Source organism: Luteimonas sp. 22616 (assembly GCF_052044325.1).
GTDB lineage: Bacteria > Pseudomonadota > Gammaproteobacteria > Xanthomonadales > Xanthomonadaceae > Luteimonas.
Map to the genome: position 1 here is coordinate 615,042 of NZ_JBQEMW010000002.1, position 25,885 is coordinate 640,926.

A 25,885-nucleotide genomic window follows, 5' to 3' on the forward strand; every position below is an offset into this window, starting at 1 on the left:
CGGCCCTGGCGCCCGTCAGTAGCCGACGGTGAAGCGCTGGCGGCGATGCGCCGGGCGTTCGATCTCATCCGCCATCGCAATCGCGTAATCCTCGAAGGAAATGCTGCTGCCGCTTTCGTTGGCCAGCAGCTGGTCCTTGCCGAGCCGGAACTGCCCGGTGCGCTCGCCGGGCACGAACAGTGCCGACGGCGACAGGAAGGTCCAGTCGAGGTCCGGTTCCTGGCGCAGCAGGTCGAGGAAGGCCGCACCGGCCAGCGCCTCGTCGCGATACGCGGCGGGAAAATCCGGCGTGCTGACCAGCGGTACGCCCGGCGCGACTTCCAGGCTGCCGGCGCCGCCGACCACCAGGTAGCGCGGCACGCCGGAACGCTTGACCGCGTCGATCAGCAGCCGAGGATCGCTGGCCACGAAATGCACGGCACTGATCGCGGCGTCGTGGCCCGCGAGCAGCGCGGCGAGGGCGTCGGCGTCGTACACGTCGCCAGCTTTCGCGGTGACGCCGGGCAATGCGGCGATCCGCGACGGGTTGCGGGCGATGGCGGTCACGCTGTGTCCGCGGCCGGAGAGTTCACGCAGCAGGCGCGAACCGGCCTGGCCGGAGGCGCCGATCAGGGCGATCTTCATGGGCTTGTGCTCCCTGGGGGAATGATCGACATCGGGGCGATGCCGGGGAAGTGCAATGGCGCGGACGGCGCGCTCATGCGGCCTCCCGCAACGGGTTGCCGTCGGGCAGGCCGAAGCCGAACGAATCCATCGACAGCACGCCATGGGTCATGCCGCCTTCGATCAGCGTGGCGGCCTCATTGGCGCCGCTGGCACCGATCGCCACCAGCAGCGGCAGGTAGTGCTCTTCGCTGGGATGCGCGCGCGTGGCGTGCGGGGCGCGTGCGCGGTAGTCGACCAGCGCGTCGACGTCGTGGCGACGCACCGCGTCGGCGACCCAGTCGGCGAACGCCTGTGCGTATTCCGGGTCGCGGATGTGCTGGCGGAACTCGTACAGGTTGTGGGTGAGGCTGCCGGAGCCGACCACCAGCACGCCGCGCGCGCGCAGTGGCGCCAGTGCCTGGCCCAGGCGCAGCGCGCCGGCGGTATCGATGTCGTGCGGCAGCGACACCTGCAGCACCGGCACATCGGCATCGGGCTTGAGATAGCGCATCGGTACCCAGGCGCCGTGGTCGAGGCCGCGACGCGCGTCGATGCTGGCCGCGAAGCCGGCGTCGACCAGCATCCGCGTGACCTCGGCCGCCAGCGCCGGCGCGCCCGGTGGCGTGTACTGCAGCGCGTACAGCGGCGCGGGGAAGCCGTTGAAGTCGTGGATGGTGTCCGGCGCGGCGGTGGCCGCGACGCGCACGCCCTGGGTTTGCCAGTGCGGCGACACGACCACGACCGCGATGACGTCGGCCAGCGAGCGGCCGAGCCGCTGCAGCGCGGGACCCAGCAGACCGGGTTCCAGCGCCCACATCGGCGAGCCGTGGGAGATGAAGAGGGACGGGGCGAGGTGCATGGCGGCTCCGAGGAAAAAGGCTGCGGGCGCATGCGCGCCCGGGGCCGGGAGGATCGGGAATGGGTCAGGCAGTGGCGAGCGGCGCGGCCGGGATGGCGCGGCGGCGGGCCCAGATGGCGTCGAGGCTGAGCGCACCAGCGCCGTTGGCCACCAGCATCAGGAAGCCGCCGGCCATGGCCACGTTCTTCCAGAAGTGGATCGCCTGGGCGGCGTCGCCGAGGTTGCCGTGGAACAGCGCCGCGGAGGCCAGCGAGAAGGCCGCCATCGCCAGCGCGATCCAGCGCGTGAACGCACCGCCGAGGATGGCGAGGCCGCCGCCGAGTTCGAGCGCGATCACCAGCGGCAGCAGGCCGCCGGGTACGCCCATGGCCTCCATGTACTGCTGGGTGGCGGCGTAGCCGGCGATCTTGCCCCAGCCGGAAATGATGAAGATCAGTGACAGGCCGAGGCGGCCGAGCAGCGAGGAAGTGGCGTTCATGGGAGGGCTCCTGTGGATGTGTGTGGGATCAGCGGCGCTGATCCAGGTCGAGGTGATGGGATCGAGCACGGGGAGTACTCTATTGGCCAGCAATCCAGAGATAAACAGCGATTCAATTGACTAATTGTCAATGAAGCAGGAACAATCCAACCATGCTCGACCTCCAGCAACTGGCCAGCTTCGTCGCGGTGGTAAACGCCGGCAGCTTTGTCGGCGCGGCCGACGCACTGGGCCTGTCCAAGGCCGCCGTGTCGCGGCACGTCACCGATCTGGAAGCGCAACTGGGCGTGCGCCTGCTCCATCGCACCACCCGGCGGCTGTCGCTGACCGACGATGGCCAGCGCTTCCACGCCCGCGCCACCGACCTGCTCGCGGCGGCCGACGAACTGGAATTGGAAACCAGCGCCGGCAGCGGCGAGGCGGCCGGGGTGCTGCGGATCAACGCGCCACTGACCTTCGGCAACCTGCACCTGGCGCCGCTGTGGCCCGATTTCCTGGCCGCCAATCCGAAGGTCGCGCTCGACATCACCTTGAACGACCGCCTCGTCGATCTGGTGGAAGAGGGTTACGACGTCGCCGTGCGCATCACCAACCTGCCCAGCTCGCAGCTGGTGAGCCGGCGGCTGGCCACCACCCGGATCGTGCTGTGCGCGTCGCCGGCCTACCTCGCCGCGCACGGCACGCCCTCGCATCCGGGCGAGCTCGCCACGCACCGGGTCGTGTCCTACGCCTACTGGAGCGGCGGCGACGACTGGCGCTTCACCGGCCCCGACGGCGAAGCGCGCGTGCGCGTGCAGCCGCGCATCCACACCAACAGCGGCGACACCTGCCGCATCGCCGCGCTGCACGGGCAGGGCGTGATCCTGCAGCCGGATTTCCTGGTCGGCGACGACCTGCGCCGCGGCGACCTGGTCGAACTGATGCCCGGCTGGCGCTCGCTCGAGCTGGGCATCCACGTCGTCTACGCCTCGCGCAAGCACCTGCCGATGAAGACCCGGCGCCTTGTCGATTTCCTGGCCAAGGCGTTCGCGACGCCGGCCTGGCAGTCGTGACGGTGGACAGGCGCCACGCGCCATCTGCTGGCGGCCGTTCGCGGCCATGGCCACGCACGGATGCACCAGGAGCGCGGGAACGGGTCGAGCCGGCGTAGCCCGGGTAAATGCAGCGTCTGCTTCGGCGGCAAGCCGCGGCGGCGCTTCCGGGTGCGGTCCGGGCTTGCCCGGGCTGCGTCGTGTAGCTTGGGTGGCAATCAATAGCTTGCCGGGAGATCGACATGCGCAGCGCCATGCATCACAGGTTCGGCGATCCGGCCAAGGTGCTCGTCACCGGCGACAGCCCGGTGCCCGAACCCGGCCCGGGTGAGGTGCGGATCCGCATGCAGCTGGCGCCGATCCACAACCATGACCTGTGGACGATCCGCGGGCAGTACGGCTACAAGCCGGCGCTGCCTGCGATCGGCGGCAGCGAGGGGCTGGGCGTGATCGATGCGCTCGGTGCGGGCGTCGAGGGGCTTGCGGTGGGGCAGCGCGTCACTGCGGCGTCGGGACGCGGCACGTGGGCGGAGTACTTCGTCGCGTCGGCACGGATGGTCATCCCGATGCCCGCGGCCATCGCCGACGAGATGGCCGCGCAGCTGATCGCGATGCCGCTCAGTGCGCTGATGCTGCTGGAGTTCCTGCAGGTGGAACGCGGCGGCTGGATCGTGCAGAACGCGGCCAACGGCGCGGTCGGCAAGACCCTGGCGATGCTCGCGGCCGCGCGCGGCGTGCGCGTGCTCAGCCTTGTGCGCCGCGATGCGGGCGTCGGGGAGATGACGGCGCTGGGCATCGATGACGTGATCTCCACGGCGACGCCGGGCTGGATCGACGCGGCGAAGACGCTGCTCGGCGACGGGTTGGCCAGCGTGGCGGTGGACTCGGTCGGCGGTCGGGCCAGCGCCGAACTGGTGGCGCTGCTGGGTGAGAACGGCGCGCTGGTGTCGTTCGGTGCGATGAGCGGTGAACCGATGCACGTCCCGTCTGGCGACGCGATCTTCCGGGGCGTGACGATGAAAGGCTTCTGGGGCAGCAAGGTCAGCCGCGACATGGCGGTGGCCGACAAGCGCCGGCTGGTCGGCGAACTGATCCAGCGCGCGCTGGACGGTGACCTGCAGCTGCCGGTGGACGCGGTGTACGACCTTGCCGACGCCGCGCAGGCCGCCGTCGCGAGCCTGCAGCCCGGCCGCAACGGCAAGGTGCTGCTGCGCGCCTGAGAAGCGGGTTGCACGGCGCCTCGTGCCCGCATTCGTCGCCGCATCCGGCGTTTCGTCGCATTGCGCTTGCGGGTGCGGGCCACCGCCCGGCACCTTGGTCCGTGCTGCGTGTGCAGCGATGTGATCCATGCGAGGCCCGACCATGAAGACCCTGATCGCCCTGCTGGCGTGGTGCGTGCTGTTTGTCCTGTGCTGGCCGTTGGCGCTGCTGGCCCTGCTGCTGTGGCCGCTGGTCTGGCTGGTGCTGCTGCCGTTCCGCCTGGTCGGCCTCACGTTCTCGGCGCTGTTCGCGTTCCTGTCCGCAATGCTGATGCTGCCGGCGCGCCTGCTCGGCTGGCGGCCGCGCGCCGCAACACCGGCGACTGCCTGAAGCGTAGGGCGGAACCCGCAAAGCGGATTCCGCCAAATGCCGGATTCTTGCCGACGGTACCCGGCCACGCACATGCGGCGAAAACACCTTCGGCGGTTCCGCCCTGCGTTGGCTGATCACGCCATAGGGCGCACCCGGGATTCACGACTGAAGGATCATCGGTGCAGTGGTAACGTTTGCCGCCATGGCACAGGTCACCGGCAAGATCCGCTTCAAGGCGAAACTGCTGCGCCCGGCGAGCCCGAAGGGCGCGGCGTGGACATTCCTCGTCCTGCCCGGGACGGCCAGCGCGAAGCTGCCGACGCGGAGCATGACGACGGTCGACGGCACCCTCAACGGCGCGTCTTTCCAGGCCACGCTCGAGCCGGACGGGCAGGGCAGCCACTGGCTCAAGGTCGACAAGGCCCTGCGCGAAGCCGCCAAGGCCGTCGCGGGCGACACGGTCGCGCTGGAGATCGCGCCGGTGGAAGTGGAACCCGAACCCAGGGTGCCCGCCGACCTGCGCAAGGCGCTCGCGGCGAACCCGGACGCGCACGCGACCTGGGCCGACATCACGCCGGTGGCGCGCCGCGACTGGATCGCCTGGATCGTCTCGGGCAAGAAGGCCGAGACGCGCGTCAAGCGCATCGACACCGCCTGCGACAAGCTCGCGTCCGGCATGCGCCGCGCCTGCTGCTTCGATCGCTCGGGGATGTACAGCAAGGGCAACATGGGCGTGCCGGAAGCGGCGGAGTAGGCAGGCTGTCGGCCGTGCTTTCGTAGGAGCGGCGGAAGCCGCGAACTTTTCTCCCTCCCCTGCGAAGGCAGGGGAGGGTTGGGGAGGGGTGCCTTCAGCAGCACCGCAATCCGTGGACACCCCCTCCCAACCTCCCCCTGCCTTCGCAGGGGGAGGGGCAACAGCAAAGCTCGCGGCTTCCGCCGCTCCTACAAGAGCGGGTGCGGCAAGGTTCCCGGCGCGGGAAGGGCAACCCTGCAGGGTTGTGCGCCCATGCCTACAGCCGCTGCACGCGGAACTTGCGTCCCTTGATCTTGCCCGCGCGCAGGCGCTCCACGGCGTGTGCTGCCTTCGCCCGCGCGATCGCCACGTAGCTGCGCGTCGCGAACACGTCGATCTTGCCGATCGCGTCCTTGTGCAATCCCGCGTCGCCGGTCAGCGCGCCGACGATGTCGCCGGGGCGCAGCTTGTCGCTCCGCCCGGCGTCGATGCGCAGCGTCGCCATCGTGGCGGTCGGCACGTTGCTGGCCTTGCCCGTCAGCGGTTGCAGTTTCTCCCAGCGCAGCGGCTGGCCTTGGCGTTCCTCGATCGCAGTCGCGCGCGGCAGTTCGCGCGGGGTGCACAGGCTCAGCGCGAGCCCGTTGCGTCCGGCGCGCCCGGTGCGGCCGATGCGATGCAGGTAGGTGTCGGTATCGGTGGGCAGCTCGAAGTTGACCACGGCGCCGATGTCCTCCACGTCCAGCCCGCGCGCGGCGACGTCGCTGGCCACCAGCACGCTGCAGCTGCGGTTGGCGAACTGCACCAGCACCTCGTCGCGATCGCGCTGCTCCATGTCGCCGTGCAGGGCGAGCGCGGAGAAGCCGTAGTGCGCGAGCGAGCCGACCACTTCCACGGTATCGGCGCGGGTGTTGCAGAACACCACCGCCGACTCCGGGCGGTGGCGCAGCAGCAGCGCGGCCAGCAGCGGCGCTCGCCGCGCGGGGTCGGCTTCGTAGAAGAGCTGTTCGATCGCGGCCGGCTGCGCGCCGCCGTCGATGCTGATCTCCAGCGTGTCGCGCAGCATCGCCTTGCCCAGAGTGCGGATCGCGTCGGGGAAGGTGGCCGAGAACAGCAGGCTTTGGCGGTCCTTCGGCGTGCGCTTGACCAGGTCGCGGATCGCATCCTCGAAGCCCATGTCGAGCATGCGGTCCGCTTCGTCCAGTACCAGCGTGCGCACTGCCTTGAGCGACAGCGCGCCCTTGGCCACCAGTTCCTGCACGCGCCCGGGCGTGCCGACCACCACGTGCGGTGCGTGCGTGAGCGAGGCCAGCTGCGGGCCGAGCGGGATGCCGCCGCACAGGATCGAGACCTTGAGGTTGGGGATGCCCGTGGCCAGCCGCCGCACCTGCTTGCCGACCTGGTCGGCAAGCTCGCGCGTGGGGCACAGCACCAGCGCCTGGGTGTCGCCATTCGCCGGATCGAGCCGGTGCAGCAGGCCCAGTCCGAACGCCGCGGTCTTGCCGCTGCCGGTCGGCGCCTGCGCGATCACGTCGCGCCCCTCGAGGATCGGCGGCAGCGCCTGCGCCTGGATCGGCGTCATCGCGGTGTAGCCGAGCGCGTCGACGCCCTGCAGCAGGGCCGGTGAGAGTGGGAGTGATGCGAAGGCGGGGGGCGTGGTCATGCGTGCATCATCGCAGGAGTCGACCGCGAACCCGTGGCGGCGGCTTCAGTCGTGAGCTTTCTCTGCTGCCCCTCCCCCTGCGAAGGCAGGGGGAGGTTGGGAGGGGGTGTCCACGGTTCGCGCTGATCCCAAAGGCGCCCTTCTCAACCCGCGCGGCCATCGAGCACAGCGCGATGGCGTTCGTCAGGCCACGAGCCAGTGGCTCGCAAGCGGCCTTCCCCAGCCCCTGCTTTCGCAGCGGGAAGCAGTACAAGCTCGCGGCTGAAGCCGCTCCTACAAGGGCGCGCGCGTTAAAAAAAAGGCCGGGCATGCGCCCGGCCTTTCGCATCGTCCCACGCAGCGGTCAGGCCGCGGTTTTCTTCTCCGCGATCCAGCGGTCCACGCGCCGCTCGAGCAGGTCCAGCGGCATCGCGCCGCCGCCGAGCACGGTGTCGTGGAAGCCGCGGATGTCGAACTTGTCGCCCAGTTCGGCTTCGGCCTTCCTGCGCAGGTCCTGGATCCGGATCATGCCGATCTTGTAGGCGGTGGCCTGGCCGGGATAGACCAGGTAGCGCTGGATCTCCGACTTGATCGCCGCGTCCGGCACCGAGCTGTTGGCGCGGAAGTAGTCCACCGCCTGCTGCTCGGTCCAGCCCTTGGCGTGCATGCCGGTGTCGACCACCAGCCGGATCGCGCGCCACATCTCCGACATCAGCCGGCCGTACTCGGAATACGGGTCCTTGTAGGTGCCGGGCATCTCCTTGGCCAGCCATTCGGAATACAGGCCCCAGCCTTCGGTGTAGGCGGTGTCGAACTGCTGGGTACGGAACTGCGGCACGCCCTTGAGTTCCTGGGCGATGGAGATCTGCATGTGGTGGCCGGGAATGCCCTCGTGGTACGCGATCACCTCCAGCTCGGTCTTGGGCATGGAATTCATGTCCGACAGGTGCGCGTAGTAGATGCCCGATCGCGAGCCGTCCGGCGTGCCGGGGTAGTAGTGCTGGGCGGCGCCGTCCTGTTCGCGGAACGCTTCCACGCGCTTGACCACGAGATCCGCCTTGGGCAGCAGGCCGAAGTACTCGGGCAGGTGCTGCTTGATGTTGGCGATCTTCTGCGTGGCCTCGTCGATGTAGGCCTGGCGGCCGGCGTCGGTGTTCGGGAACAGGCGCGCAGGGTCCTTCTGCACGTGCGCGAAGAAGGCCTGGAGGTCGCCCTCGAAGCCGATCTTCTCCTGCAGCGCCTCCAGCTCGCCGCGCAGGCGCTTGACCTCCGACAGGCCGAGTTCGTGGACCTGCTCGGCGGTCATGTCGGTGGAGGTGCTCTTCTTCAGCTGGTAGGCGTAGTACGCGGCGCCGTTGGGATGGGTCTTGCCGACGCCGGTGGGGTTCTCGGCCGCCTTGGGCAGCTCTTCCCTGGCGAAGGCGATGACGCGCTCGTAGGCGGGCTTGACGTCCTCGAGCAGCGCCTTGCGCGCTTGTTCCTTCAGCTCGGTGGCGCGTTGGGCGGTGATCTTGTTGTCTTTCGCCAGCGCGTCGGCCTTCGCCTGGGCATCGGCCCACAGCGCGCTGTCCTTGCCCGCGTCGAATGGCGCGCCGGAGATCACCTTCTTCGACTGGTCGATCACGCCTTCGTAGGCGAACTTCGGCGGGCGGATGTCCTTGGCCGACGAAGCGCGGGCGCGCTCGAGCAGCTGGTCGAACAGCGTGCCGAATTTCTGCAGGCGCGCGACGTAGGCCTGGTAGTCCTTCTCGTCGTCGACCCGGTGGAAGTTGATCATGAAGGTCGGTGCCTGGCTCTGCATGCCATTCATCTGGTCGAACGAATAGCTGTCGACCAGGAACGGCAGGCCGTCGCGCGCGGTTTCGTACTGCTTCTTCCACAGATCCCAGGACAGCTGCGCCTCGGGATCGAGCTTGTCGTAGTCGAAGCCCGCTTCCATTTCCTTCACCGATGCTTCAAGCCATGCCACCTGCTTGCGGATGCCGGCCTCGGATGCGTCGTCGATCTGGTCGTACAGATCCTTGCGGCCGAGGAAGGTCAGCTGGGTCGGACTGAACTGGAGCTGTTCCTCGTACTTCTTGTCGAACCAGGCGTTGAGGCGTGCGGTTTCGCCTTGCCGGTCGTTCGCGGCGGTGGTGTCCGCGTTGGCGTTGGCACTGGCGGACGTGGCCTCCGCCGCCGGCTGCTTGCAGGCAACCAGGCCGAGGGGCAGGGCCAGCGCCAGGGCGATGGCAAGGGAAGTGCGGGCGGATACAGGCTGCACGAGGCTCTCCTGAGCGGGGTGATCGGGCATTGTGCGGACGGAACGCTCGCGCGGCCATGGCGAAAGGTCATGGGCCGGGAGCGGTGCTGCATCGAAAGCCGGCATGAACAAAAGGCAGTGCGCATCGTCACATTCAGCCTCGAGCATGAAGCTTCACGACCACGCGACCAAACCAACGATAGCCTGCGCACGAACGAACATTCGGCCAGGCCGTCAGGCCCCGGACAGGCACAGCCAACGTCTTTCAATGGCGCGATCATGCAACGTCATTCCCCCCATCCCAAGCCGCACCCGAAGCGCTACGACGAGGAGCACTACCGTGCGGTCTTCCGCGACGCGCCGTACTACTCCACCGGCCGCAACTGGCGCGACTACGCCCCGGCGTACCGCTACGGGCACATCGCCCGCGACGAGCACCCGGACGAGCGCTTCGAGGAAGTCGAACCACAGCTGGCGCGCGACTGGCTGCGCTGCAAGGCCGACTCGCGACTGCTCTGGACCGAAGCGCGCGGCGCCGTGCGAGACGCATGGCGCCATCACGGCGACGTCGAACCTGGCGCCGCGCGCCGCGGGCATTGAGTGGGTCGCCCGCCGTCGCACTTGTACTTCTAGCAGCGGCTTCAGCCGCGAGCTCTTTCCGGTCCACCGGCCGAAAAGAAAAGCTCGCGGCTGAAGCCGCTCCTACAAAGGGGAAGAGGGGTGGACGCCGACGCGCGGCAGCGACGCGGTACCATGCGCGTTCCCCGACAGGAGCAGCGCGATGGCCGACCCCGACGAACAACGCAACGGCGTCGGCCGCCGGCAGGCCGAGGATGCGGTCCGCACGCTGCTGCGCTGGGCCGGCGACGATCCGGCGCGTGAAGGCCTGCTCGACACGCCCAAGCGCGTCGTCGATGCCTATGGCGACTGGTTCAGCGGCTATGCCGACGACCCGCGCGAATACCTGGAACGCACCTTCGAGGAAGTGGCCGGCTACGACGAGATGATCGTGCTGCGCGACATCGAGTTCGAGAGCCACTGCGAGCACCACATGGCGCCGATCATCGGCAAGGCCCACGTCGGCTACCTGCCCGACGGCAAGGTGGTCGGCATCAGCAAGCTCGCGCGCGTGGTCGAGACCTATGCGCGGCGCTTCCAGGTGCAGGAAAAGATGACCGCGCAGATCGCGCACTGCATCCAGCACGTGCTGGGGCCGCGTGGCGTCGGCGTGGTGGTCGAGGCCAGCCACGAATGCATGACCACGCGCGGCATCCACAAGCGAGGCGTGAGCATGGTGACCTCGAAGATGCTCGGCGGCTTCCGCGACGACGCGCGCACCCGCGCCGAGTTCCTGCGCTTCCTCGACAAGACCGGGCGCTAGCCCGGGGGTCTGCCGACGCTGCGTGGGCAGCGCCCATCGGCGTGCCGGCCCTGATCGCGGCGGCGCCGTGCCGCCGTCATGGGCGTTACGCCCGCATCGCGCCGCGGCCGCGGGATCGGCGGCTGAACCGCGATCACCCGCGCCCTCGGGTCGGCACTAGGTTCAATCCACGGCGCGGGACGCCTACCTTCGGGCCATTCCCGGTTCGGAGGACACGACCATGAGCGATGGAAGCGGTGGCGCCGGTGGCGCCAGTGGCGCGGGCGACAGCAGCAACAGCGGCGCGGATGCCGCGAGTGCGGCGGAGGCGGCCAGCGCCGTCGCCGATGCGGTGAGCCAGGCCGTCGATGCACTGTCGTCGGCGGTCAGCAGCGCGGTCAGTTCGATGGCCGAGAATGTCGGTCTGTCGCAGGCGCTCGGCCAGCTCGGGCAGGCGCTGGGGATCAGCGCCGAGGACATGCAGGGGATCATCGGCGCGGCGGTGGTCGGGGCGATCACCGGCGGCCTGCCGGGCGCGGTCGCGGCGGTGGCGCAGGGCCTGATCGGCGGTTCGCTCAGCGAAGCGGCGCACGACGCGGTGGCCTCCAGCGGCATGCCGGCGGCCATGCAGGCGGTGGCCGACATGGCCATCAACTCGTTCGCCCAGGGAGTGCCCGGCGCGTTCAATGCCGGCAACCTGCAGGGCACGATCAGCTCGCTCGCCAGCGGTGTGCTGGGCAGCCAGGTCCCGTCGGCGGCCGATGTCGGCGACGTGGCGCGCGCCATCACCGGGCTCACCGACGTGGCCCGCGGCACGTTCAGTGGCTTGGCGAGTGGCGAATTCTCCAGCGCGACCGACGCGGCATCGGCGTTCGACGGCGCCGTGCGCGGTGCGTTCGACCAGGGCAGCCAGATCGCGCGCGACGTGGCGACGCGCATGGCCGACGGCCGCGGCGTGTACGCCGAGGGCGGCCACGACGCGCTCGGCAATGCCGCCGAACAGCTGGCGGTGTCCGCCGCGCGCCTGATCGGCGGGAACTGACGGCGCGCCCGCATCGCACGGGCATGCGCTGCTTGCACACGCCCGTCCCTGTCCTTGTGGGCGCGGCGTCAGCCGCGTCCACCTCGACCGTGACCGACCGGGCGCGGCTCGTGCCGACGATGCGGCACAATCCCGGTCCACGCCATCGCACGAACCGGGGTTCCGCCATGCGCCTTCCGATCGCACCTACCGCCGCCTTGCACGCCACCGCGCTGCACGCTGTCGTCCTGCTCGCCATCACCCTGTCCGCAAGCGCATGCAGCGGCGTGGAGTACCGCGACAGCAACGCTGCGGTGGATGCCAACCCGCTGTGCGCCAGCGCGCCCAACCGGCCCGGCGAGCCGGTGTCCGCCGAATGCGAGCGCACGCGCGAAGCGACCTGGAGCAGTGAAGGCAAGCAGCAGGGCGAACCGCTCGACTTCAGCGGCGGCGGCGACAAGGACTGACGTCCACCCGGCGACGACGCAGTCGCCAACGTCCGCGTGGCCGGGACAAAGAAAACCCACCTTCCGCGCGGGAAGGTGGGCAATGAGCTGAACCTTGGAGAGAGAGTGCGGTCAGCCCGCGGGCGGCGCCGTGGAGTCGGTCGGCGTGTCCGGGTTCTCGGGATCGGTCGGGGTGTCGACCGGGGGCGGCATCGTGGTGTCCGGCGGCATGGTCTCGTCGCTGGGCGGCGGGGTCATGGTGTCGTCTGCCGGTGGCGCCGGTTCGGGTTCGGGCGGCGTGTCGGCCGGCGTGGTCTGCTCCACCGGTGGCACGGCCTCCGGCGACATCACACCGTCGTCGTTCTTGCCACAGGCGGCAAGGACCAGCAGGGCCGTCGCTGCCGCAATGGGGAAAATGGCGCGTCTCATGGGTGTTCCTCGTCGTCGTGGGACGGTGCCAGTCTGCGCAGCGGCATGTAGCCGTATTGTTAGTTTTCACGAATGAAATCGTGGAACCGGCGCCCCGTCGCACTGCGCGTTGCGTGCGATTCATGCTGCGCGCGCGGATCGGAGCGTGATGCGGCAGCGGCCGATCCGGTGCAGCTCAGCCGGGTTCGAGCACGTCGTCCAGCGCAGGCGCCGACAGCGCCACCAGTGCCCAGAACGGCAGGCGCTGTGCCGACCACGACATGGCGGCCTCGTTGAGGATCTCGAGCAGGGTGGCGAACTCGTGCGGCTCCGATGCCCGCCACGCGCCGGCATGGTCCAGCAGCAGCAGGTAACCCTCGGCCGGCCACCACGACAGGTCTCCGAGGCAGTCGGCGAGCGCATCCCAGTTGCCGCCGAACCAGTCGGGGAAGCGCAGCGCCGCGGCGAAGCGTTCCAGCACCTCGTCCTTGCCGCTGCAGCCGGCGAAGTCGATCGCGGCCACCGCGAACCCGAGTTCGCGGGCGACCTCTTCGAGCCCCTCGCGGTCGCGCACGTCGACGAAGTAGGCGCCGTTCTGGCTCGCGTCGGCGAGCAGCGCGCGCAGCTCCAGCGCGCTCACTGGCGCGACTCCGCGGGCGCGAAGCGGCGGAACGTGCGGTAGTGGTCGGCGGTGTAGAAGAACTCCACCGGCGGCGCGCCGCCACTGATGATGCGGCGCGCGCCGCGGTCGCGCGAACCGGGCGTGCGCACGGTGAACTCGCGGTAGTAGCCGCGCGGCTGCGACGGCAGCCTGCGTTCGCGGTTCTGGAACGTGCTGCCATCCTGGCGGTGCGGATACGGGCCGTCGCGTTCGATCAGGGCCAGGGTGTCGAGCGCCTCGGCGGGCAGCCAGCCGGGATACGCGACGCGCGCAGGCCGTTCCCGCGCGCTGGCATCCGGTGGCAATGCGCGCGGCTCGTGGTTGCCGGCCCGCTGGTTCGCGGACGGTGCACCCGCCGCAGGCGCCGTGGTCTGCGCGCCGTACTGCGACCACGCCCACAGCCCGGCCAGCAGCAGTCCGATGATGAGCCAGGCGTTGCGTCGCATCGCGTCGTTCCGGAAGTTGCCAGGTGAGGAGAAGCGGCCAGGGGGGTGGCCGGGAAGCGAGCGCCGCCAGCGGCAATGCGGGCGGCGCGGTCGCTCCGGTGTCAGCCGCAGGTGATCCGGACGATGGCGTTGCGCTCGTCGACTTCGACGTTGAGCCGGTCGCCGCGGAAGTCCATCGTCACCGCCTGCCCCGGCTTGATCACGCGCACCGCGCCCGTGGCCCCGGCGGCGGTCTGTGCTTCGGCCACGGTGGCCCCGGTCGCCTCCTGGCCGACGAACGATTGCGCGGCGCCGGCGTTGCACTGCGCCGCTGCGTCACCGGGCGGGGTTGCCGGCGTCGCCTCCGTGGCCGATGTGGGCGGCGCGGATGGCGCGGTGTCGTCCTGGCTCGAGGCGCAGGCGCCCAACGAGAGTGCCAGGACCGCCGCGAGCGAAACGAGGAAGAACGGGCGGGAGAAAGTGGCCATCGGCGTGCTCCATGTCGGGAACCGCGAGCGTGCCGGCGCCGCCGTGTGCAAAACGTTAACCGGCGGCCGTCGCGTCTTCGGCATGCAGCGCCACCAGTTTCCTCATCAGCAGGGCCAGTGTCACGACGTCCTGGTGGTTATGCGCGGCGACGCGCCCGAGCATCGACGACGAACCGCCGCGCAGGTACTGCAGCCATGCTGCCGGCGCCTGCGAACCGGGCAGGTCGTCGTCGCGCAGCACGCCCAGCGCCTCGCGTTCGATCGTCGCCAGCCGGCAGTTTTCCCAGCGTCCGCGCCAGCGCCGTCGCGACGGGAACAGCAGGTCGACGTGCGGCAGGTCGCGCAGCGGATCGGGCTGGCGCGCCAGCCGGTAGCGCGTCTTCAGCAAGGGCGCGTCGTAGCAGCGGCCGTTGTAGCTGGCCAGCACCGTGGACGGCGACAGCCAATCGGCGAAGACGCGCAGCATGTCGGCCTCGGCGGCCATCGTCGCGATCAGCAGCTGGCGCACGCGCAGGCCGTCGCCGTGCCCGGGATGGCGGTGGAAATCCGCCGCGCCGATCATGAAGGCGCGGGTGCCGGTGCCGCCGGCCAGGCCGGTGGTCTCGGTGTCGAAGAACAGCAGGTCGCGCGGGTCGGCTGCTTCGGGCATCGCGCTGGCGATGGCCCCGGCACGACCGCGCATCGGTGTGCGACACGCGGCGAACGCCAGCGAAAGAGTTGCCGTCGGCAGCGCCATCGGCAGGTGCGTCTCGACCAGCCGCAGGCCAGGTGCGATCTCGATGCCGGGCAGCGACCGGTCCACCGGTCCGCGCGGAGGGAGTGCCACCACGCTGCGCGCGCGCACGCCGAGCAGGCGCCGCAGGGATTCGATGGAGTGTGCCGATGAACCCGTGCCAGCCGTGCTGGCGAGCCGGGCTGGCGTGGGAGGGATTGCGTGCGCGCGCGCATTCCTCGCGGAAAGTTGTGCGGGATTCGATGCAACCTCCGCCCAACCTCCTTCTGCTTTAGCCGGGGAAGGCGCCAAAGCGCTTCCGACCTCGCGGCGCAGCGCGCGCAGCTTCTGCAGCGAAACGCTCATCGTCCCTGCCTGTGCAGGAGCGGCGGCAGCCGCGAGCTTTTCTTGTGCGGCGTCATGCGGCCGCTTCGAAGAGGGCCAGTACCTGCAGGGCGAGCTGCTTCGGTGTCGCCTCGGCCTTCGCCTCGTCGATCGCCAGCACCGGGCCGACGCAGGCCGGGCATCCGCTCGCGCAGTCGCAGCGTGCGACCAGTTCGTGCGCGCGCCGTACCAGCTCGGCCTGGCGCTGCCACAGCGGTTCGCTCAGGCCCACGCCGCCGGGGAAGTTGTCGTACAGGTACACCGTCGGCACGAACCCCGCGGTTTCGATCAGCGCGCCGTCGGCCGCGGGTCCCGCCACGGGCGCGTCTTCGACGATCGCAACGGGCTTGCCGTCCGCATCCTGTGCCCGTCCACGGCCGCTGCCGTCCTGGGTGGCGGACCACGCGCCGTCGCCGTTGCCCACCGATTTCTGCAGGTCGCGCGCGTCGGCCATCACCGCCACCGTCGCCACCACGTGCAGCGCGTGCGCCGCGCCGAGGAAGCCGTCGAGGGCGTCCTGCTTCGACGCGAACGCAGCGAGCAGCACCGCCTGCGGCAGCTGCCACCACGCCGCGGTGGTGTGCAGCTCCTGGTCGGGCAGGTTGACCGGGCCGTAGCCGATGTTCTCGTGGGTGTAGTAGCGGATCTTCTTGTAGCCGGCCACGCGCCGTACCACGTGCACTTCGCCGTGATGGGCGTCGCCGCGACCCGCCTCGCAGCCGTCGAAACGGTCGAGCACCTTCAATTTGGTGAAGTCGATGCTGTCGGTGTAGTAGTCGACGTGGGTGCGCACCACGAACGCCTTGCGGCCTTCCCAGTCCAGCCGCTCCACCTGGTAGGGCGTGGACTGCACCATGTGGATCGCGCCTTCGTACAGCGTCAGCGCCGCAGCGGAGTAGTCGACTTCGGCGATGATCTTCTGCGCGCCGTCGGTGCGGTCGACGACGACGAAATTGCCGTCGGCCACCGAGCGCAGCGACACCGCCTGCGCCGGATAGCTGTCGGCGATCCATTCCCAGCGCGCGCCTTCGCGGTGCACGACGTCGGTTTCGGCCAGCGCTTCGAGGTAAACCTCCGGATCCACCGGCCCGAATCCGTCGCCGACATCGAACGGCAGCTCGAACGCGGCGCAGCGGATGTGGTCGAACAGCACCAGCGGCTGGTCCGGTGCGATGCGCGCGTGCTCGGGCGTGGCATCGGCGAAGAAGTCCGGATGCCGCACCACGTACTGGTCCAGCGGCTGCGAGTTGGCCACCAGCACGCCGAGGCTCGGCCGTTGCCGGCGCCCGGCGCGGCCGAAGCGCTGCCAGGTCGCCGCCACCGTGCCGGGATAGCCGTTGAGCACCACCACATCGAGGCTGCCGATGTCGACGCCGAGTTCCAGCGCCGAGGTCGCGATGATCCCGTCGATGCGGCCCGCGCGCATGTCGCGCTCGGCGGCGCGGCGCTCGGTGGGCAGGTAGCCGCCGCGATAGGCGCGGATCCGCGGCGGCTTGCGCGGATCATGGTCGAACACGTCCTTCAGGTACTTGGTCAGTACCTCAACCATCAGCCGCGTCTGCGCGAACACCAGCGTCTTCAATCCCGACTTGATCGCGATGCGTGCGATGCGGTTGGACTGCGATCGTGCCGACGCGCGCAGGCCGAGGTCCTTGTTGACCACCGGCGGGTTCCACAGCAGCACGTGCTTGTCGCCGCTGGGCGCGCCGGATTCGGTGATCGCGTGCACCGGCGCCTCGACCAGCGCCTCGCAGTGCTGGCGCGGGTTGCCGATCGTCGCCGAGCACAGGATGAACTGCGGACTCACGCCGTAGAACGCGCACACCCGCTTCAACCGCCGCAGAACGTTGGTCACGTGCGAGCCGAACACGCCGCGGTAGGTGTGGACCTCGTCGATCACCACGTAGCGCAGGTTCTCGAAGAACTGCGCCCACTTGGTGTGGTGCGGCAGGATCGCCTGGTGCAGCATGTCCGGGTTGCTGACCACGATGTCGCCGTGCAGGCGGATCGCCTGGCGCGCGTCGCCCGGCGTGTCGCCGTCGAAGGTGAAGGCCTTCACGCCCAGTTCGCCGGCGCGGTTCAACTCCAGCAGCTCGGCCACCTGGTCCTGGGCCAGCGCCTTGGTCGGGAACAGGAAGAGCGCTTTTGCAGCCAGCACGTTCGCGCGGCCAGTCATCGCCGCGGCCACCACCGGCAGCGTGTAGCACAGCGACTTGCCCGACGCCGTGGGCGTCACGATCGCCACGTGCTCGCCGCGCTGCGCCGCGTGCCAGGCCTGCGCCTGGTGCGAATAGAGCCGTTCGATGCCGCGTGCGCGCAGCGCCGACTTCAATGCTTCGGGCACGTCGTCGGGGATCGACGCGTAGGCGCCCTCGCGGCCGGGGATGGTGAAGCTGCCGGTGATCCGGTCGCCGTAGCGCCGCGACAGCGCCCGGGTCAGCGCCGCGCCGTCGCCGGTGCGCCGGCCATCGCCGCCCAGCGCCAGCGCGCGCTCTTCGTCCTCGACCCGCCGTGCCAGTGCCTGTGCCATCTGCCGCCCTCGTGAAGTGCGGGCAGTGGAGCGGAAGCGCGTCGCAGCGGGTGAGACGGGAGCCGTGCGCGGTCGCGATCGCGTCGGCGGGTCGGCCGCGCCGTCAGTCCGGCTCGCCGGGCAGGAGGCTGCGCACCGCGAACGCGCGCAGCCGCGCCGGGCTCGACACGCCGATGCCCTGCGCGCAGCCGGCGGTGTACAGCGTCACGTGCGGCGGCGGCACCGGCAGCTGGCGCCCGAGCATGCGCCCGAGTGCGCGCTGGAACGGCGCCATCGCCGGCAGGTCGATCAGTTCGATGACCGAGTGCGCGATGCGGACATGGCCGTGTTCGACGCAGGACTTGCGCAGCAGCAGGCAGCGGCCGCTGCGTTCGAAATGCCAGTCCAGCGCATCCCGCGCCTCGCGGATCCGCGCGGCCATGGTTGCACCGAACGTCGCCTGAAGCTCGCGGCCCAGGCAGGTGCCGACCAGGGTGACGTGGAGCTCGGGTTTGGGGTCGAACGCGAGGTTGTCGAGGCGGGCACCGGCGCCCGGCGGCGGCCAGCACTCCGCTGGCACGGGCAGGACGATGCTGGAGGTGTGCGCGATCGTCGTCATGGCGCCATGATGCGTCGGGCCCGCGCAACGCACCACCGCGATGCCGGCCCGCGCGCTGCCACGGAGCCACGATCATCGACAAGCCCTTCGCCCCCGCCTGCGAACGCAACCGAGAACCGATCCTCGACGTGCTGCGCGAACACTTCGCACGCCGCCACCGCGTGCTCGAGATCGGCAGCGGCACCGGACAGCATGCGGTGTACTTCGCCGCGGCGATGCCATGGCTGGAATGGCAGTGTTCGGATCGTGCGGAGCATCTGCCGGGCATCCGGATGTGGCTGGACGAAGCCGGATTGCCGAACACGCCGCCGCCACTGGAACTCGACGTGGCGCGTGGGCCATGGCCGGCGCCCGGGTTCGACGCGGTGTTCAGCGCCAACACGCTACACATCATGGGCTGGCCGGATGTGGTGGCGCTGTTTGCCGGCATGGCCGGCGTGCTGGCGGATTCGGCGAGTGTCGTCGTGTACGGCCCGTTCAACGACGGCGGTGCCTACACCAGCGACAGCAACCGCGAGTTCGATGGCTGGCTGAAGGCGCGCGACCCGCGTTCGGGAATCCGCGATGTCGAGGCGGTGGATGCGCTGGCGCGGGCGATCGGATTGCAACGGGTCGCCGACGTGGCGATGCCGGCCAACAACCGCTGCCTGGCCTGGCGGCGGGAACGGTAGTCGGGGCTACGCTATTCTGGTCCGATGTTCGAACTGCGCCAGGTCTCGAAACGCTACGGGCCGACGATCGCGCTCGACGCGCTGGACCTGTCGATCGCGGCCGGCCGCACCACGGCGCTGATCGGCCCCAGCGGTGCCGGCAAGTCGAGCGTGCTGCGGATGCTGGTGGGTCTGGAATGGCCGGACAGCGGGCAGGTGCGGTTCGACGGCGAGCCGCTGTGTCGCGCGACGCTGCTCGAACAGCGCCGCCGCATCGGCTACGTGATCCAGGAGGGCGGCTTGTTTCCGCACCTTACCGGCGCCGGCAACGCCGCACTGCTGGCACGCACGCTGGGTTGGGACCACCCGCGCATCGAAGCACGCCTGCGTGAGCTGGCGGACCTGTGCCGGCTGCCGTTCGCGGCGCTGTCGCGCTACCCGGCGGAACTGTCGGGCGGCCAGCGCCAGCGCGTCGGCCTGATCCGCGCGCTGGTGCTCGACCCGAAGGTGCTGCTGCTCGACGAGCCGCTCGGCGCACTCGACCCGATCGTGCGCCACGAGCTGCAGACGCAGATGCGCGAGCTGTTCGACACGCTCGACAAGACCGTGGTGCTGGTGACGCACGACGTGGCCGAGGCGGCCTGGTTCGGCGACACGCTGGTGCTGCTGCGTGCCGGCCGCGTGCTGCAGCAGGGCTGCGCCCGCGACCTGCTGGAGGCGCCGGCGGATCCGTTCGTGCGCGAGTTCATGACCGCGCAGCGCAGCGTCGGGGACGTGGCGTGAACTTCTCCGCGACGGCCGGGGTCCCGGCGTTGCTTCAGGCGCGGTTGATGCATTTGCTCGTCATTCCCGCCTTTGAGGGAATGACGACCGGAGGATGGCGAGTCCTGGCAGTGATCTTCGGCTTCGCCATCGGCATGTCGAATCCGCTATCGGCGAAGGTGCCTGATGCGCCGCAGAACGTTCCGCCACGGGCCAAGCCCGACACACACCTCGTCATCGGCTCCAAGAACTTCACCGAAGCCGTGATCCTCGGCGAGATCGGCGCCGGCCTGGCGCGGCAACGCGGGCTGGAGGTCGAGCACAGGCGCCAGCTCGGCGGCACCCGCATCCTCTGGCGCGCGCTGGAGAACGGGCAGATCGATGCCTACGCCGAGTACATCGGCACGCTTGCCGAGGAACTGCTGCAGATGCCCGGCGCGGACCACACCACGCTGCGCAAGGCGCTGGCGCAACGCGGGCTGGCGATGACCGACCCGATCGGCTTCGACAACACCTATGCGCTCGGCATGCGCGAGCAGCGCGCGAAGGCGCTGGGGATCGCGACGGTGTCGGACCTGCGCGCCCACCCGCAGCTCAAGCTCGGCCTCAGCAACGAATTCATGCAGCGCGCCGACGGCTGGCCGGGACTGCGCGCTGCCTACGGCCTGCCGCAGAAGCCCGACGGACTCGACCACGATCTCGCCTATCGCGCGCTCGCCAGCGGTGCGATCGACGTCACCGATCTCTACAGCACCGATGCGGAGATCCCGTACTACAAGCTCGTGGTGCTCGACGACGACCGCCACTACTTCCCCGCCTACGACGCGGTGTACCTGTACCGCGCCGACCTCGCGCAGCGCGCGCCGGCGTGGGTGGCCGCACTGCAGGGCATGGCGGGGCGCATCGACGCGGCGACGATGCAGCGCCTCAATGCGCAGGTGAAGCTCGATCACGAGAAGGAGGCCGACGTCGCCGCCGGCTGGCTCGGCGTCGATGCACCCACCGCCAGCGGACGCACGGCGCGCATCTGGCAGCGCACGCGCGAGCACCTGGCGCTGGTCGGCATCTCGCTCGGGCTGGCATTGCTGGTTGCCCTGCCGCTGGGCATCTTCGCCGCGCGCAGGCCGCGGCTGGGGCAGGTGGTGCTGTCGCTGACCGGGGTGCTGCAGACGCTGCCGTCGCTGGCGGTGTTCGTGTTCATGATTCCGCTGTTCGGCATCGGCGCCAGGCCGGCGATCGCGGCGCTGTTCCTCTACAGCCTGCTGCCGATCGTGCGCAACACGCACGCCGGCCTGACCGGCATCCCGCGCGAACTGCGCGAGACTGCTGCCGCGATCGGCCTGCCGCCGCGCACGCGACTGTGGCGGGTGGAACTGCCGCTGGCGCTGCGCACGATCCTGGCCGGCATCAAGATCGCGGCGGTGATCAACGTCGGCACCGCGACCCTGGGCGCACTGATCGGTGCCGGTGGTTACGGCCAGCCGATCCTCGCCGGCATCCGCCTCGATGACATCGGCCTGATCCTCGAAGGCGCCGTGCCCGCGGCGGTGCTGGCGCTGCTGGTGCAGGGCGTGTTTGAGCTTGTGGAACGGTTGTTGACGCCGCGGGGGCTGCGGATCGCCGCGCGCGCCTAGCGCCTGCTCTTGTAGGAGCGGCTTCAGCCGCGAGCTTTGGCTCCCTCCCCTGCGGCAGGGGAGGGTTGGGGAGGGGTGTCTTCAGCAACACGGCGAACCGTGGACACCCTCTGCCTTCGCTGGGGAGGGGCAACGGCAAAAGCTCGCGGCTGAAGCCGCTCCTACAAATGCCGGTGGGCTGCTCAAGCTGCGGCGGCCGCGATCGCGGCCACGCGCGCCATGTCCTCCGCCCGGACATGCAGATGCGGCGCGATCCGCAGCAGCCCGTATCGTCGCGTGCAGACGATGCGCTCGCGCCCGAACGCCGCGAACACCGCGTCGAGCCGCTCCGCAGGCGGGCGCAGCGCGGTGATGTGCGGCGCGTGGCCCGGCGTTTTCCACGACGAGAGGCCGTGCGCGTCCAGCGCGGCATCCAGTGCACGCGTGCGCTCGCCCAGCGCATCGGCGATGGCCGGCACGCCCCAGGCGTGGACCTGGGCAAGGCCCGCGTCCGCCATCGCAAGCCGCATCGGATCGTCGAGCCCGCCGGCGTCGAAACGGCGCGCGCCGTCGCGATGCGGGCGTACGACATCGACGGGGAAACGCCAGCCTTCGCCGGCGTCGCGCGCCGACCAGTGCTGTTCGATCGCGATGCCTCGCTCGCGCCAGCGTGGCGCCGCCCACAGCCAGGCCAGGCCGAGTGGCCCGAGCAGCCACTTGTAGCCGACCGCCACCACGAAATCCGGGCGCCAGCGTGCGAGGTCCGTCGGCAGCGCGCCGAGGCTCTGGCTCAGGTCCAGCACCAGCGCGGCGCCAATGGCGTGCACGCGCGATGCGATGCGGTCGAGGTCGAGCAGCGCGCCGTCGTCCCAGCGCACCTGCGGCAACGCGACGATGCGCGGCGATGGCTCGGATTCGAGCGCGGCCAGCACCGCATTCGTCCAGTCCTCGCCCGCGCCGCGTCGCACGCCGACCACGCGTGCATTGCGTTCGGCACAGCGCTGCTGCCACGGCAGCAGGTTGGAGGGGAACTGGCCGTCGAGCACCAGCACGGCATCGCCGGCATCGAGCGGCAGATTGCGCGCCGCGGTGGCCAGCCCGTAGGACGCCGATGGCACCGCCGCGATCGCATCGCGATCGCCATCGAGCAGTCGCGCGATGGCGCCGCGCAGGGATTCGAGCTGCGTTTCCGGGGATTCGGAGGGTGCCTGCCACGGCCTGCCGCCGGATTCGAGAGCGGCCAGCCCGGCGGCCTGCGCCGCGCGCAGCCGCGGCGATTGCGCGGCGCAGTCGAGATAGAGCACGTCGCCCGAAGGCATGAATGCGCTTGCGGCGGCGGCGAGGTCGGCGAGCGCGGTGGCGGCGGGTCCGGCGGTCGTGGCGCGCGACGGAGTCATGCGCACACTGTACTGGAGAAGGCGCAGGTCGCCGGTTGGGGCGCCCGTCACCTGGCGTTCGACCGGTCGCGTTATCCTCGCGGCATGTCCGTGTCTCCCGCCCCGCTCGCCGCAAGCCGCGGTGCGCCGCGCGAAGCCTCCACGCTCGCCGAACGCTACCGCGCGGTGCGCGCGCGCAGCATCGCGCTGGCAGCGCCGCTGTCGGCCGAGGACGCGATGGTGCAGAGCATGCCGGACGCGAGTCCGACGAAATGGCACCTCGCCCACACCACCTGGTTCTTCGAACGTTTCGTGCTCGGCGCGCAGCCCGGCTACGTGCCGGTGGACGCGCAGTGGGACTACCTGTTCAACAGCTACTACAACAGCGTCGGGCCGATGCACGCGCGGCCGCGGCGCGGGCTGGTGTCGCGGCCGTCGCTGATCGAGGTGCTGGAGTACCGCGAACAGGTCGATGCACGCATGGCGCGGCGATTCGAGGCCGGCGACCTCGACGAGGAAGCCGCGCGCATCATCCTGCTCGGCACCCACCACGAGCAGCAGCACCAGGAGTTGCTGTTGACCGACATCAAGCATGCGCTGTGGTGCAATCCGCTTGGGCCGGCTTACCGCGATGACCTGCCGGACAATCCCGGACGAGCCACGCCGCTGCGCTGGATCGCGCGTGACGAGGCCATCGTCGAGATCGGCGCCGCGCCGTGGCCGGCATCATCGCGCTTCGCCTATGACAACGAGTCCCCGCGCCACCGCGTGCTGGTACCGGCGCACGCGCTGGCGAGCCGGCCGGTGAGCAACGACGAGTACGCGCAGTTCGTCGCCGACGGTGGCTACGGCAACGCCGAACTGTGGCTCAGCGACGGCTGGGCGCTGCTGCGGGCCGAGGGCTGGCAACGGCCGCTGTACTGGCACGAAGACGGCACGCGCGAGTTCACCCTGGCCGGCTGGCGCGAATGCGACCCGCACGCGCCGGCCTGTCACCTGAGCTATTACGAGGCCGACGCGTTCGCGCGCTGGGCCGGCGCGCGCCTGCCGACCGAGGCCGAGTGGGAACAGGCCGCAGATGGCGTTGGAGTCGATGGCAACTTCGTCGAGACCGGTGCGCTGCATCCGCAGGCGGCCGATGGCGGCGGCGGATTGCAGCAATTGTTCGGCGACGTCTGGGAGTGGACGTCCTCGGCCTACACGGCATACCCGGGCTTCCGGTCGCTGCCCGGTTCGCTCGGCGAATACAACGGCAAGTTCATGAGCGGGCAGTGGATCCTGCGCGGCGGCAGCTGCGCCACGCCGCGCGACCACGTGCGCGCCAGCTACCGCAACTTCTTCCCGCCACCGGCGCGCTGGCAGTTCTCCGGCCTGCGGCTTGCAAAGGATTCCGCGTGAATGCAGTACTCAACTTGACCGACCTGCAGCCGACGCCCGACGACATCAGCGGCGACGTGCTCGCCGGGTTGTCGCGCACGCCGAAGCGCCTGCCATCCAAATACTTCTACGACCGGCGCGGCTCCGAACTGTTCGAGGAGATCACCCGCCAACCGGAGTACTACCTGACGCGCATCGAGCTGGCACTGCTGGAAGCGAGCATGGCGCAGATCGCCGAGGCCGTGGGTCCGCGCGCGCACGTGGTCGAGTACGGCAGCGGCAGCGGGCGCAAGACCCGGCTGCTGCTCGACGGGCTCGACGACCCGGTCGCCTACACCCCGATCGAGATTTCGCGCAGCGCGCTGCTGGCCAGCGTCGAACGCCTGGACCGCGAATTCGGCGACGTTGAAGTGCTGCCGGTGTGCGCCGACTTCACCCAGCCGGTGCCGCTGCCGCGACCGGAACGCACGGCCGACCACGCGCTGGTGTTCTTCCCCGGCTCGACGATCGGCAACTTCACCGACGAAGAGGCCGTGCGTCTGCTGCGGGCGATGCACCAGACGATGGGCGACCGCGGTGGCGCACTGCTCGGCATCGACCTGCAGAAATCGCCGGCGATCATCGAGCCGGCCTACAACGACGCCAACGGCGTGACCGCGAAGTTCACCCTGAACCTGCTGGCGCGGCTCAACCGCGACATCGGCAGCGACTTCGACCTGGACGGCTTCGAACATCGCGCCGACTACGTCGCCGACGCCGGGCGCATCGAAACCTTCCTGGTCAGTCGCCGCGCGCAGGACGTGACCGTCGAAGGGCGCGGTTTCCATTTCGACGCCGGCGAGGCGATGCAGGTCGAGTACAGCCAGAAGTACACCGATGCGGGCCTGGCTGCGCTTGCGGCGCAGGCCGGATTGAAGGTCGTGCGCGCCTGGAACGATCCGCAGGACTGGTTCGGGCTGCGGTTGCTGCAGCGCACGTAGGTCGGGGCTACGTTCCCGACGGCTCCTGCTCAAGATCGCGCCATCGACGCGTTGAAAGCCGTCGAGGCGTGGCCCCCGACCTGCGCATCTTCTTTTCCGCCGCGACCATCAGTTCTCCCAGCCGCTGCCGGCGGGCGTGGCCGGGCAGGCCTTGACCGGTTCGGGCTCGGGCTTGCCGGTGTCGAGCATCCAGCAGTCGTCGAGCACCGAGCAGTAGCACACGCGCAGCTGCACGTTGAAGGCTTCGCGGTTGAGCACCTGCCAGGTCGCTTCGGTGGAGGCCTGCAGCGGAACGCGCAGGAACGTGACTTCCTCGTTTGGCGCCAGTACTCGCCGCCGCACCGTGCTGACGGTGGTCGTCGGCGCTGTTTGCGAGGCGTCGCGCAGGCAGCATTCGCGCAGCAGCTCGGACGAGTTGCGCATCGACTTGCCGTGATAGCGCAGGTCGAACGAGCGGATGCGCGCCGGGCCGACGCCGTTGTTGAGCAGGTTGAACGAGATCGCACGCTTGCCCTCGCGATTCGCGTTGCTGGAGCTGTATTGCAGGTTGGGCCAGGTGCTGGCGGCCAGCAGGCGCTCCTGGGTGCGGTTGGCACTGACCGCGACGAACAGCGAAACCAGCGAGATCAGCACGACGCAGGCGCCGATGAACAGTTCGGTGCGGCGCGTGGCATCGGCTTTCGCGGTCGCGGCCGGCAACGTGGCAGCGGATTCGTTCGTCGGATCCATCGGGGCAGACCGTGGCGGCGGGGCGCAAACGCTAACATCGGCGCGGCGCCGGGTCGAACCGCGCACCACGATCAGCCGACCATGCCCAATGGCAGGGGTACGAATGGCACGCAGCGGCGAGGATTGGGGATGGCTCGCTGCCGCCGGCCGTGAAACCGTCCCGCTT

26 protein-coding genes and 1 pseudogene are annotated in these 25,885 nt (G+C 70.1%); 13 read left to right on the forward strand and 14 right to left on the reverse strand.

Translation table 11 applies throughout. From position 1 onward, the window contains the following. Window positions 1–15: 15 nt before the first annotated feature. From ACTJIL_RS15155 to ACTJIL_RS15165, 3 genes are all read right to left on the reverse strand, one after another. Window positions 16–624: an NAD(P)-dependent oxidoreductase gene (locus ACTJIL_RS15155; protein WP_440756442.1), complete on the reverse strand. Its 609-nt coding sequence runs from the start codon at window positions 622–624 to the stop codon at window positions 16–18. Between the two features lie 73 nt (window positions 625–697). Next, entirely contained in the window at window positions 698–1,504 is an 807-nt protein-coding gene (locus ACTJIL_RS15160) for a DODA-type extradiol aromatic ring-opening family dioxygenase (RefSeq protein ID WP_440756443.1), read from the reverse strand. Window positions 1,505–1,568: 64 nt separating this feature from the next. Then, window positions 1,569–1,982, reverse strand: a complete 414-nt coding sequence (locus ACTJIL_RS15165) for a DoxX family protein (RefSeq protein WP_440756444.1) — start codon at window positions 1,980–1,982, stop codon at window positions 1,569–1,571. A 152-nt stretch (window positions 1,983–2,134) separates the two neighbouring features. Here ACTJIL_RS15165 and ACTJIL_RS15170 point away from each other — a divergent pair, with 152 nt between their 5' ends. The 4 genes from ACTJIL_RS15170 to ACTJIL_RS15185 all read left to right on the forward strand — a co-directional run bounded on the left by ACTJIL_RS15170 (window position 2,135) and on the right by ACTJIL_RS15185 (window position 5,339). Further along, window positions 2,135–3,034: a LysR family transcriptional regulator gene (locus tag ACTJIL_RS15170; protein WP_440756445.1), complete on the forward strand. Its 900-nt coding sequence runs from the start codon at window positions 2,135–2,137 to the stop codon at window positions 3,032–3,034. A gap of 221 nt (window positions 3,035–3,255) precedes the next feature. After that, complete coding sequence (locus tag ACTJIL_RS15175) at window positions 3,256–4,233, forward strand: zinc-binding dehydrogenase (RefSeq protein WP_440756446.1); 978 nt, start codon at window positions 3,256–3,258, stop codon at window positions 4,231–4,233. Between the two features lie 142 nt (window positions 4,234–4,375). Further along, entirely contained in the window at window positions 4,376–4,603 is a 228-nt protein-coding gene (locus ACTJIL_RS15180) for a hypothetical protein (protein ID WP_440756447.1), read from the forward strand. A gap of 184 nt (window positions 4,604–4,787) precedes the next feature. Then, on the forward strand, window positions 4,788–5,339 hold the full coding sequence (locus ACTJIL_RS15185; RefSeq protein ID WP_440756448.1) for a YdeI/OmpD-associated family protein: 552 nt from the start codon (window positions 4,788–4,790) through the stop codon (window positions 5,337–5,339). Between the two features lie 256 nt (window positions 5,340–5,595). Here the strand turns inward: ACTJIL_RS15185 and dbpA are convergent, their stop codons facing one another. Further along, window positions 5,596–6,978, reverse strand: coding sequence for an ATP-dependent RNA helicase DbpA (gene dbpA / locus ACTJIL_RS15190; protein WP_440756449.1), 1,383 nt, complete (start codon window positions 6,976–6,978; stop codon window positions 5,596–5,598). 343 nt (window positions 6,979–7,321) lie between these two features. Further along, window positions 7,322–9,220 (reverse strand): DUF885 domain-containing protein, encoded by a 1,899-nt coding sequence (locus ACTJIL_RS15195; RefSeq protein WP_440756450.1) that lies wholly within the window; start codon window positions 9,218–9,220, stop codon window positions 7,322–7,324. A gap of 258 nt (window positions 9,221–9,478) precedes the next feature. Between ACTJIL_RS15195 and ACTJIL_RS15200 the strand changes: the two genes are divergently transcribed. The 4 genes from ACTJIL_RS15200 (at window position 9,479) to ACTJIL_RS15215 (ending at window position 12,047) form a co-directional block, all read left to right on the forward strand. Beyond that, a complete protein-coding gene (locus tag ACTJIL_RS15200; protein WP_440756451.1) occupies window positions 9,479–9,799 on the forward strand; it encodes a hypothetical protein in 321 nt (106 codons plus the stop codon). Window positions 9,800–9,980: 181 nt separating this feature from the next. Then, window positions 9,981–10,580 carry a GTP cyclohydrolase I FolE gene (gene folE / locus ACTJIL_RS15205; protein WP_440756452.1) on the forward strand — a complete coding sequence of 200 codons (600 nt, stop codon included), beginning with the start codon at window positions 9,981–9,983 and terminating at the stop codon, window positions 10,578–10,580. Window positions 10,581–10,800: 220 nt separating this feature from the next. Then, window positions 10,801–11,601 carry a hypothetical protein gene (locus ACTJIL_RS15210; protein WP_440756453.1) on the forward strand — a complete coding sequence of 267 codons (801 nt, stop codon included), beginning with the start codon at window positions 10,801–10,803 and terminating at the stop codon, window positions 11,599–11,601. Between the two features lie 167 nt (window positions 11,602–11,768). Beyond that, the gene (locus tag ACTJIL_RS15215; protein WP_440756454.1) at window positions 11,769–12,047 is read left to right on the forward strand and encodes a hypothetical protein; all 279 of its coding nucleotides are present in this window, start codon (window positions 11,769–11,771) and stop codon (window positions 12,045–12,047) included. 111 nt (window positions 12,048–12,158) lie between these two features. On the opposite strand, the gene ACTJIL_RS15220 is transcribed toward ACTJIL_RS15215, so the two are convergent. From ACTJIL_RS15220 to ACTJIL_RS15250, 7 genes are all read right to left on the reverse strand, one after another. Continuing rightward, a complete protein-coding gene (locus ACTJIL_RS15220) occupies window positions 12,159–12,455 on the reverse strand; it encodes a hypothetical protein (protein WP_440756455.1) in 297 nt (98 codons plus the stop codon). Between the two features lie 175 nt (window positions 12,456–12,630). Next, window positions 12,631–13,074 carry a barstar family protein gene (locus ACTJIL_RS15225; RefSeq protein ID WP_440756456.1) on the reverse strand — a complete coding sequence of 148 codons (444 nt, stop codon included), beginning with the start codon at window positions 13,072–13,074 and terminating at the stop codon, window positions 12,631–12,633. Beyond that, complete coding sequence (locus tag ACTJIL_RS15230; RefSeq protein ID WP_440756457.1) at window positions 13,071–13,541, reverse strand: ribonuclease domain-containing protein; 471 nt, start codon at window positions 13,539–13,541, stop codon at window positions 13,071–13,073. The genes ACTJIL_RS15225 and ACTJIL_RS15230 overlap by 4 nt, the downstream gene beginning before the upstream one ends. Before the next feature lie 101 nt (window positions 13,542–13,642). Further along, window positions 13,643–14,008, reverse strand: a complete 366-nt coding sequence (locus ACTJIL_RS15235) for an I78 family peptidase inhibitor (RefSeq protein ID WP_440756458.1) — start codon at window positions 14,006–14,008, stop codon at window positions 13,643–13,645. Window positions 14,009–14,063: 55 nt separating this feature from the next. Further along, window positions 14,064–14,852 (reverse strand): ribonuclease H-like domain-containing protein, encoded by a 789-nt coding sequence (locus ACTJIL_RS15240; RefSeq protein WP_440756459.1) that lies wholly within the window; start codon window positions 14,850–14,852, stop codon window positions 14,064–14,066. Window positions 14,853–15,138: 286 nt separating this feature from the next. Beyond that, window positions 15,139–17,634, reverse strand: a complete 2,496-nt coding sequence (locus ACTJIL_RS15245) for a DEAD/DEAH box helicase (RefSeq protein ID WP_440756460.1) — start codon at window positions 17,632–17,634, stop codon at window positions 15,139–15,141. A gap of 103 nt (window positions 17,635–17,737) precedes the next feature. After that, complete coding sequence (locus ACTJIL_RS15250; RefSeq protein WP_440756461.1) at window positions 17,738–18,232, reverse strand: hypothetical protein; 495 nt, start codon at window positions 18,230–18,232, stop codon at window positions 17,738–17,740. A 71-nt stretch (window positions 18,233–18,303) separates the two neighbouring features. Here ACTJIL_RS15250 and ACTJIL_RS15255 point away from each other — a divergent pair, with 71 nt between their 5' ends. The 3 genes and pseudogenes from ACTJIL_RS15255 to ACTJIL_RS15265 all read left to right on the forward strand — a co-directional run. Further along, complete coding sequence (locus ACTJIL_RS15255) at window positions 18,304–18,903, forward strand: DUF938 domain-containing protein (protein ID WP_440756641.1); 600 nt, start codon at window positions 18,304–18,306, stop codon at window positions 18,901–18,903. A gap of 24 nt (window positions 18,904–18,927) precedes the next feature. Further along, window positions 18,928–19,665, forward strand: coding sequence for an ATP-binding cassette domain-containing protein (locus ACTJIL_RS15260; protein WP_440756462.1), 738 nt, complete (start codon window positions 18,928–18,930; stop codon window positions 19,663–19,665). A 209-nt stretch (window positions 19,666–19,874) separates the two neighbouring features. Next, window positions 19,875–21,278, forward strand: a pseudogene (locus ACTJIL_RS15265) (ABC transporter permease/substrate-binding protein); the annotation flags it as partial. 182 nt (window positions 21,279–21,460) lie between these two features. Here ACTJIL_RS15265 and ACTJIL_RS15270 read toward each other — a convergent pair. After that, entirely contained in the window at window positions 21,461–22,654 is a 1,194-nt protein-coding gene (locus ACTJIL_RS15270) for an aminotransferase class V-fold PLP-dependent enzyme (RefSeq protein ID WP_440756463.1), read from the reverse strand. Between the two features lie 84 nt (window positions 22,655–22,738). On the opposite strand from ACTJIL_RS15270, the gene egtB reads away from it, so the two are divergent. Both egtB and egtD read left to right on the forward strand, forming a co-directional pair. Beyond that, a complete protein-coding gene (gene egtB, locus ACTJIL_RS15275) occupies window positions 22,739–24,031 on the forward strand; it encodes an ergothioneine biosynthesis protein EgtB (protein WP_440756464.1) in 1,293 nt (430 codons plus the stop codon). After that, entirely contained in the window at window positions 24,028–24,990 is a 963-nt protein-coding gene (gene egtD, locus ACTJIL_RS15280; RefSeq protein WP_440756465.1) for an L-histidine N(alpha)-methyltransferase, read from the forward strand. The genes egtB and egtD overlap by 4 nt, the downstream gene beginning before the upstream one ends. A gap of 108 nt (window positions 24,991–25,098) precedes the next feature. Here egtD and ACTJIL_RS15285 read toward each other — a convergent pair whose 3' ends face one another. Next, window positions 25,099–25,719, reverse strand: a complete 621-nt coding sequence (locus ACTJIL_RS15285) for a hypothetical protein (RefSeq protein WP_440756466.1) — start codon at window positions 25,717–25,719, stop codon at window positions 25,099–25,101. Window positions 25,720–25,885: the final 166 nt, after the last annotated feature.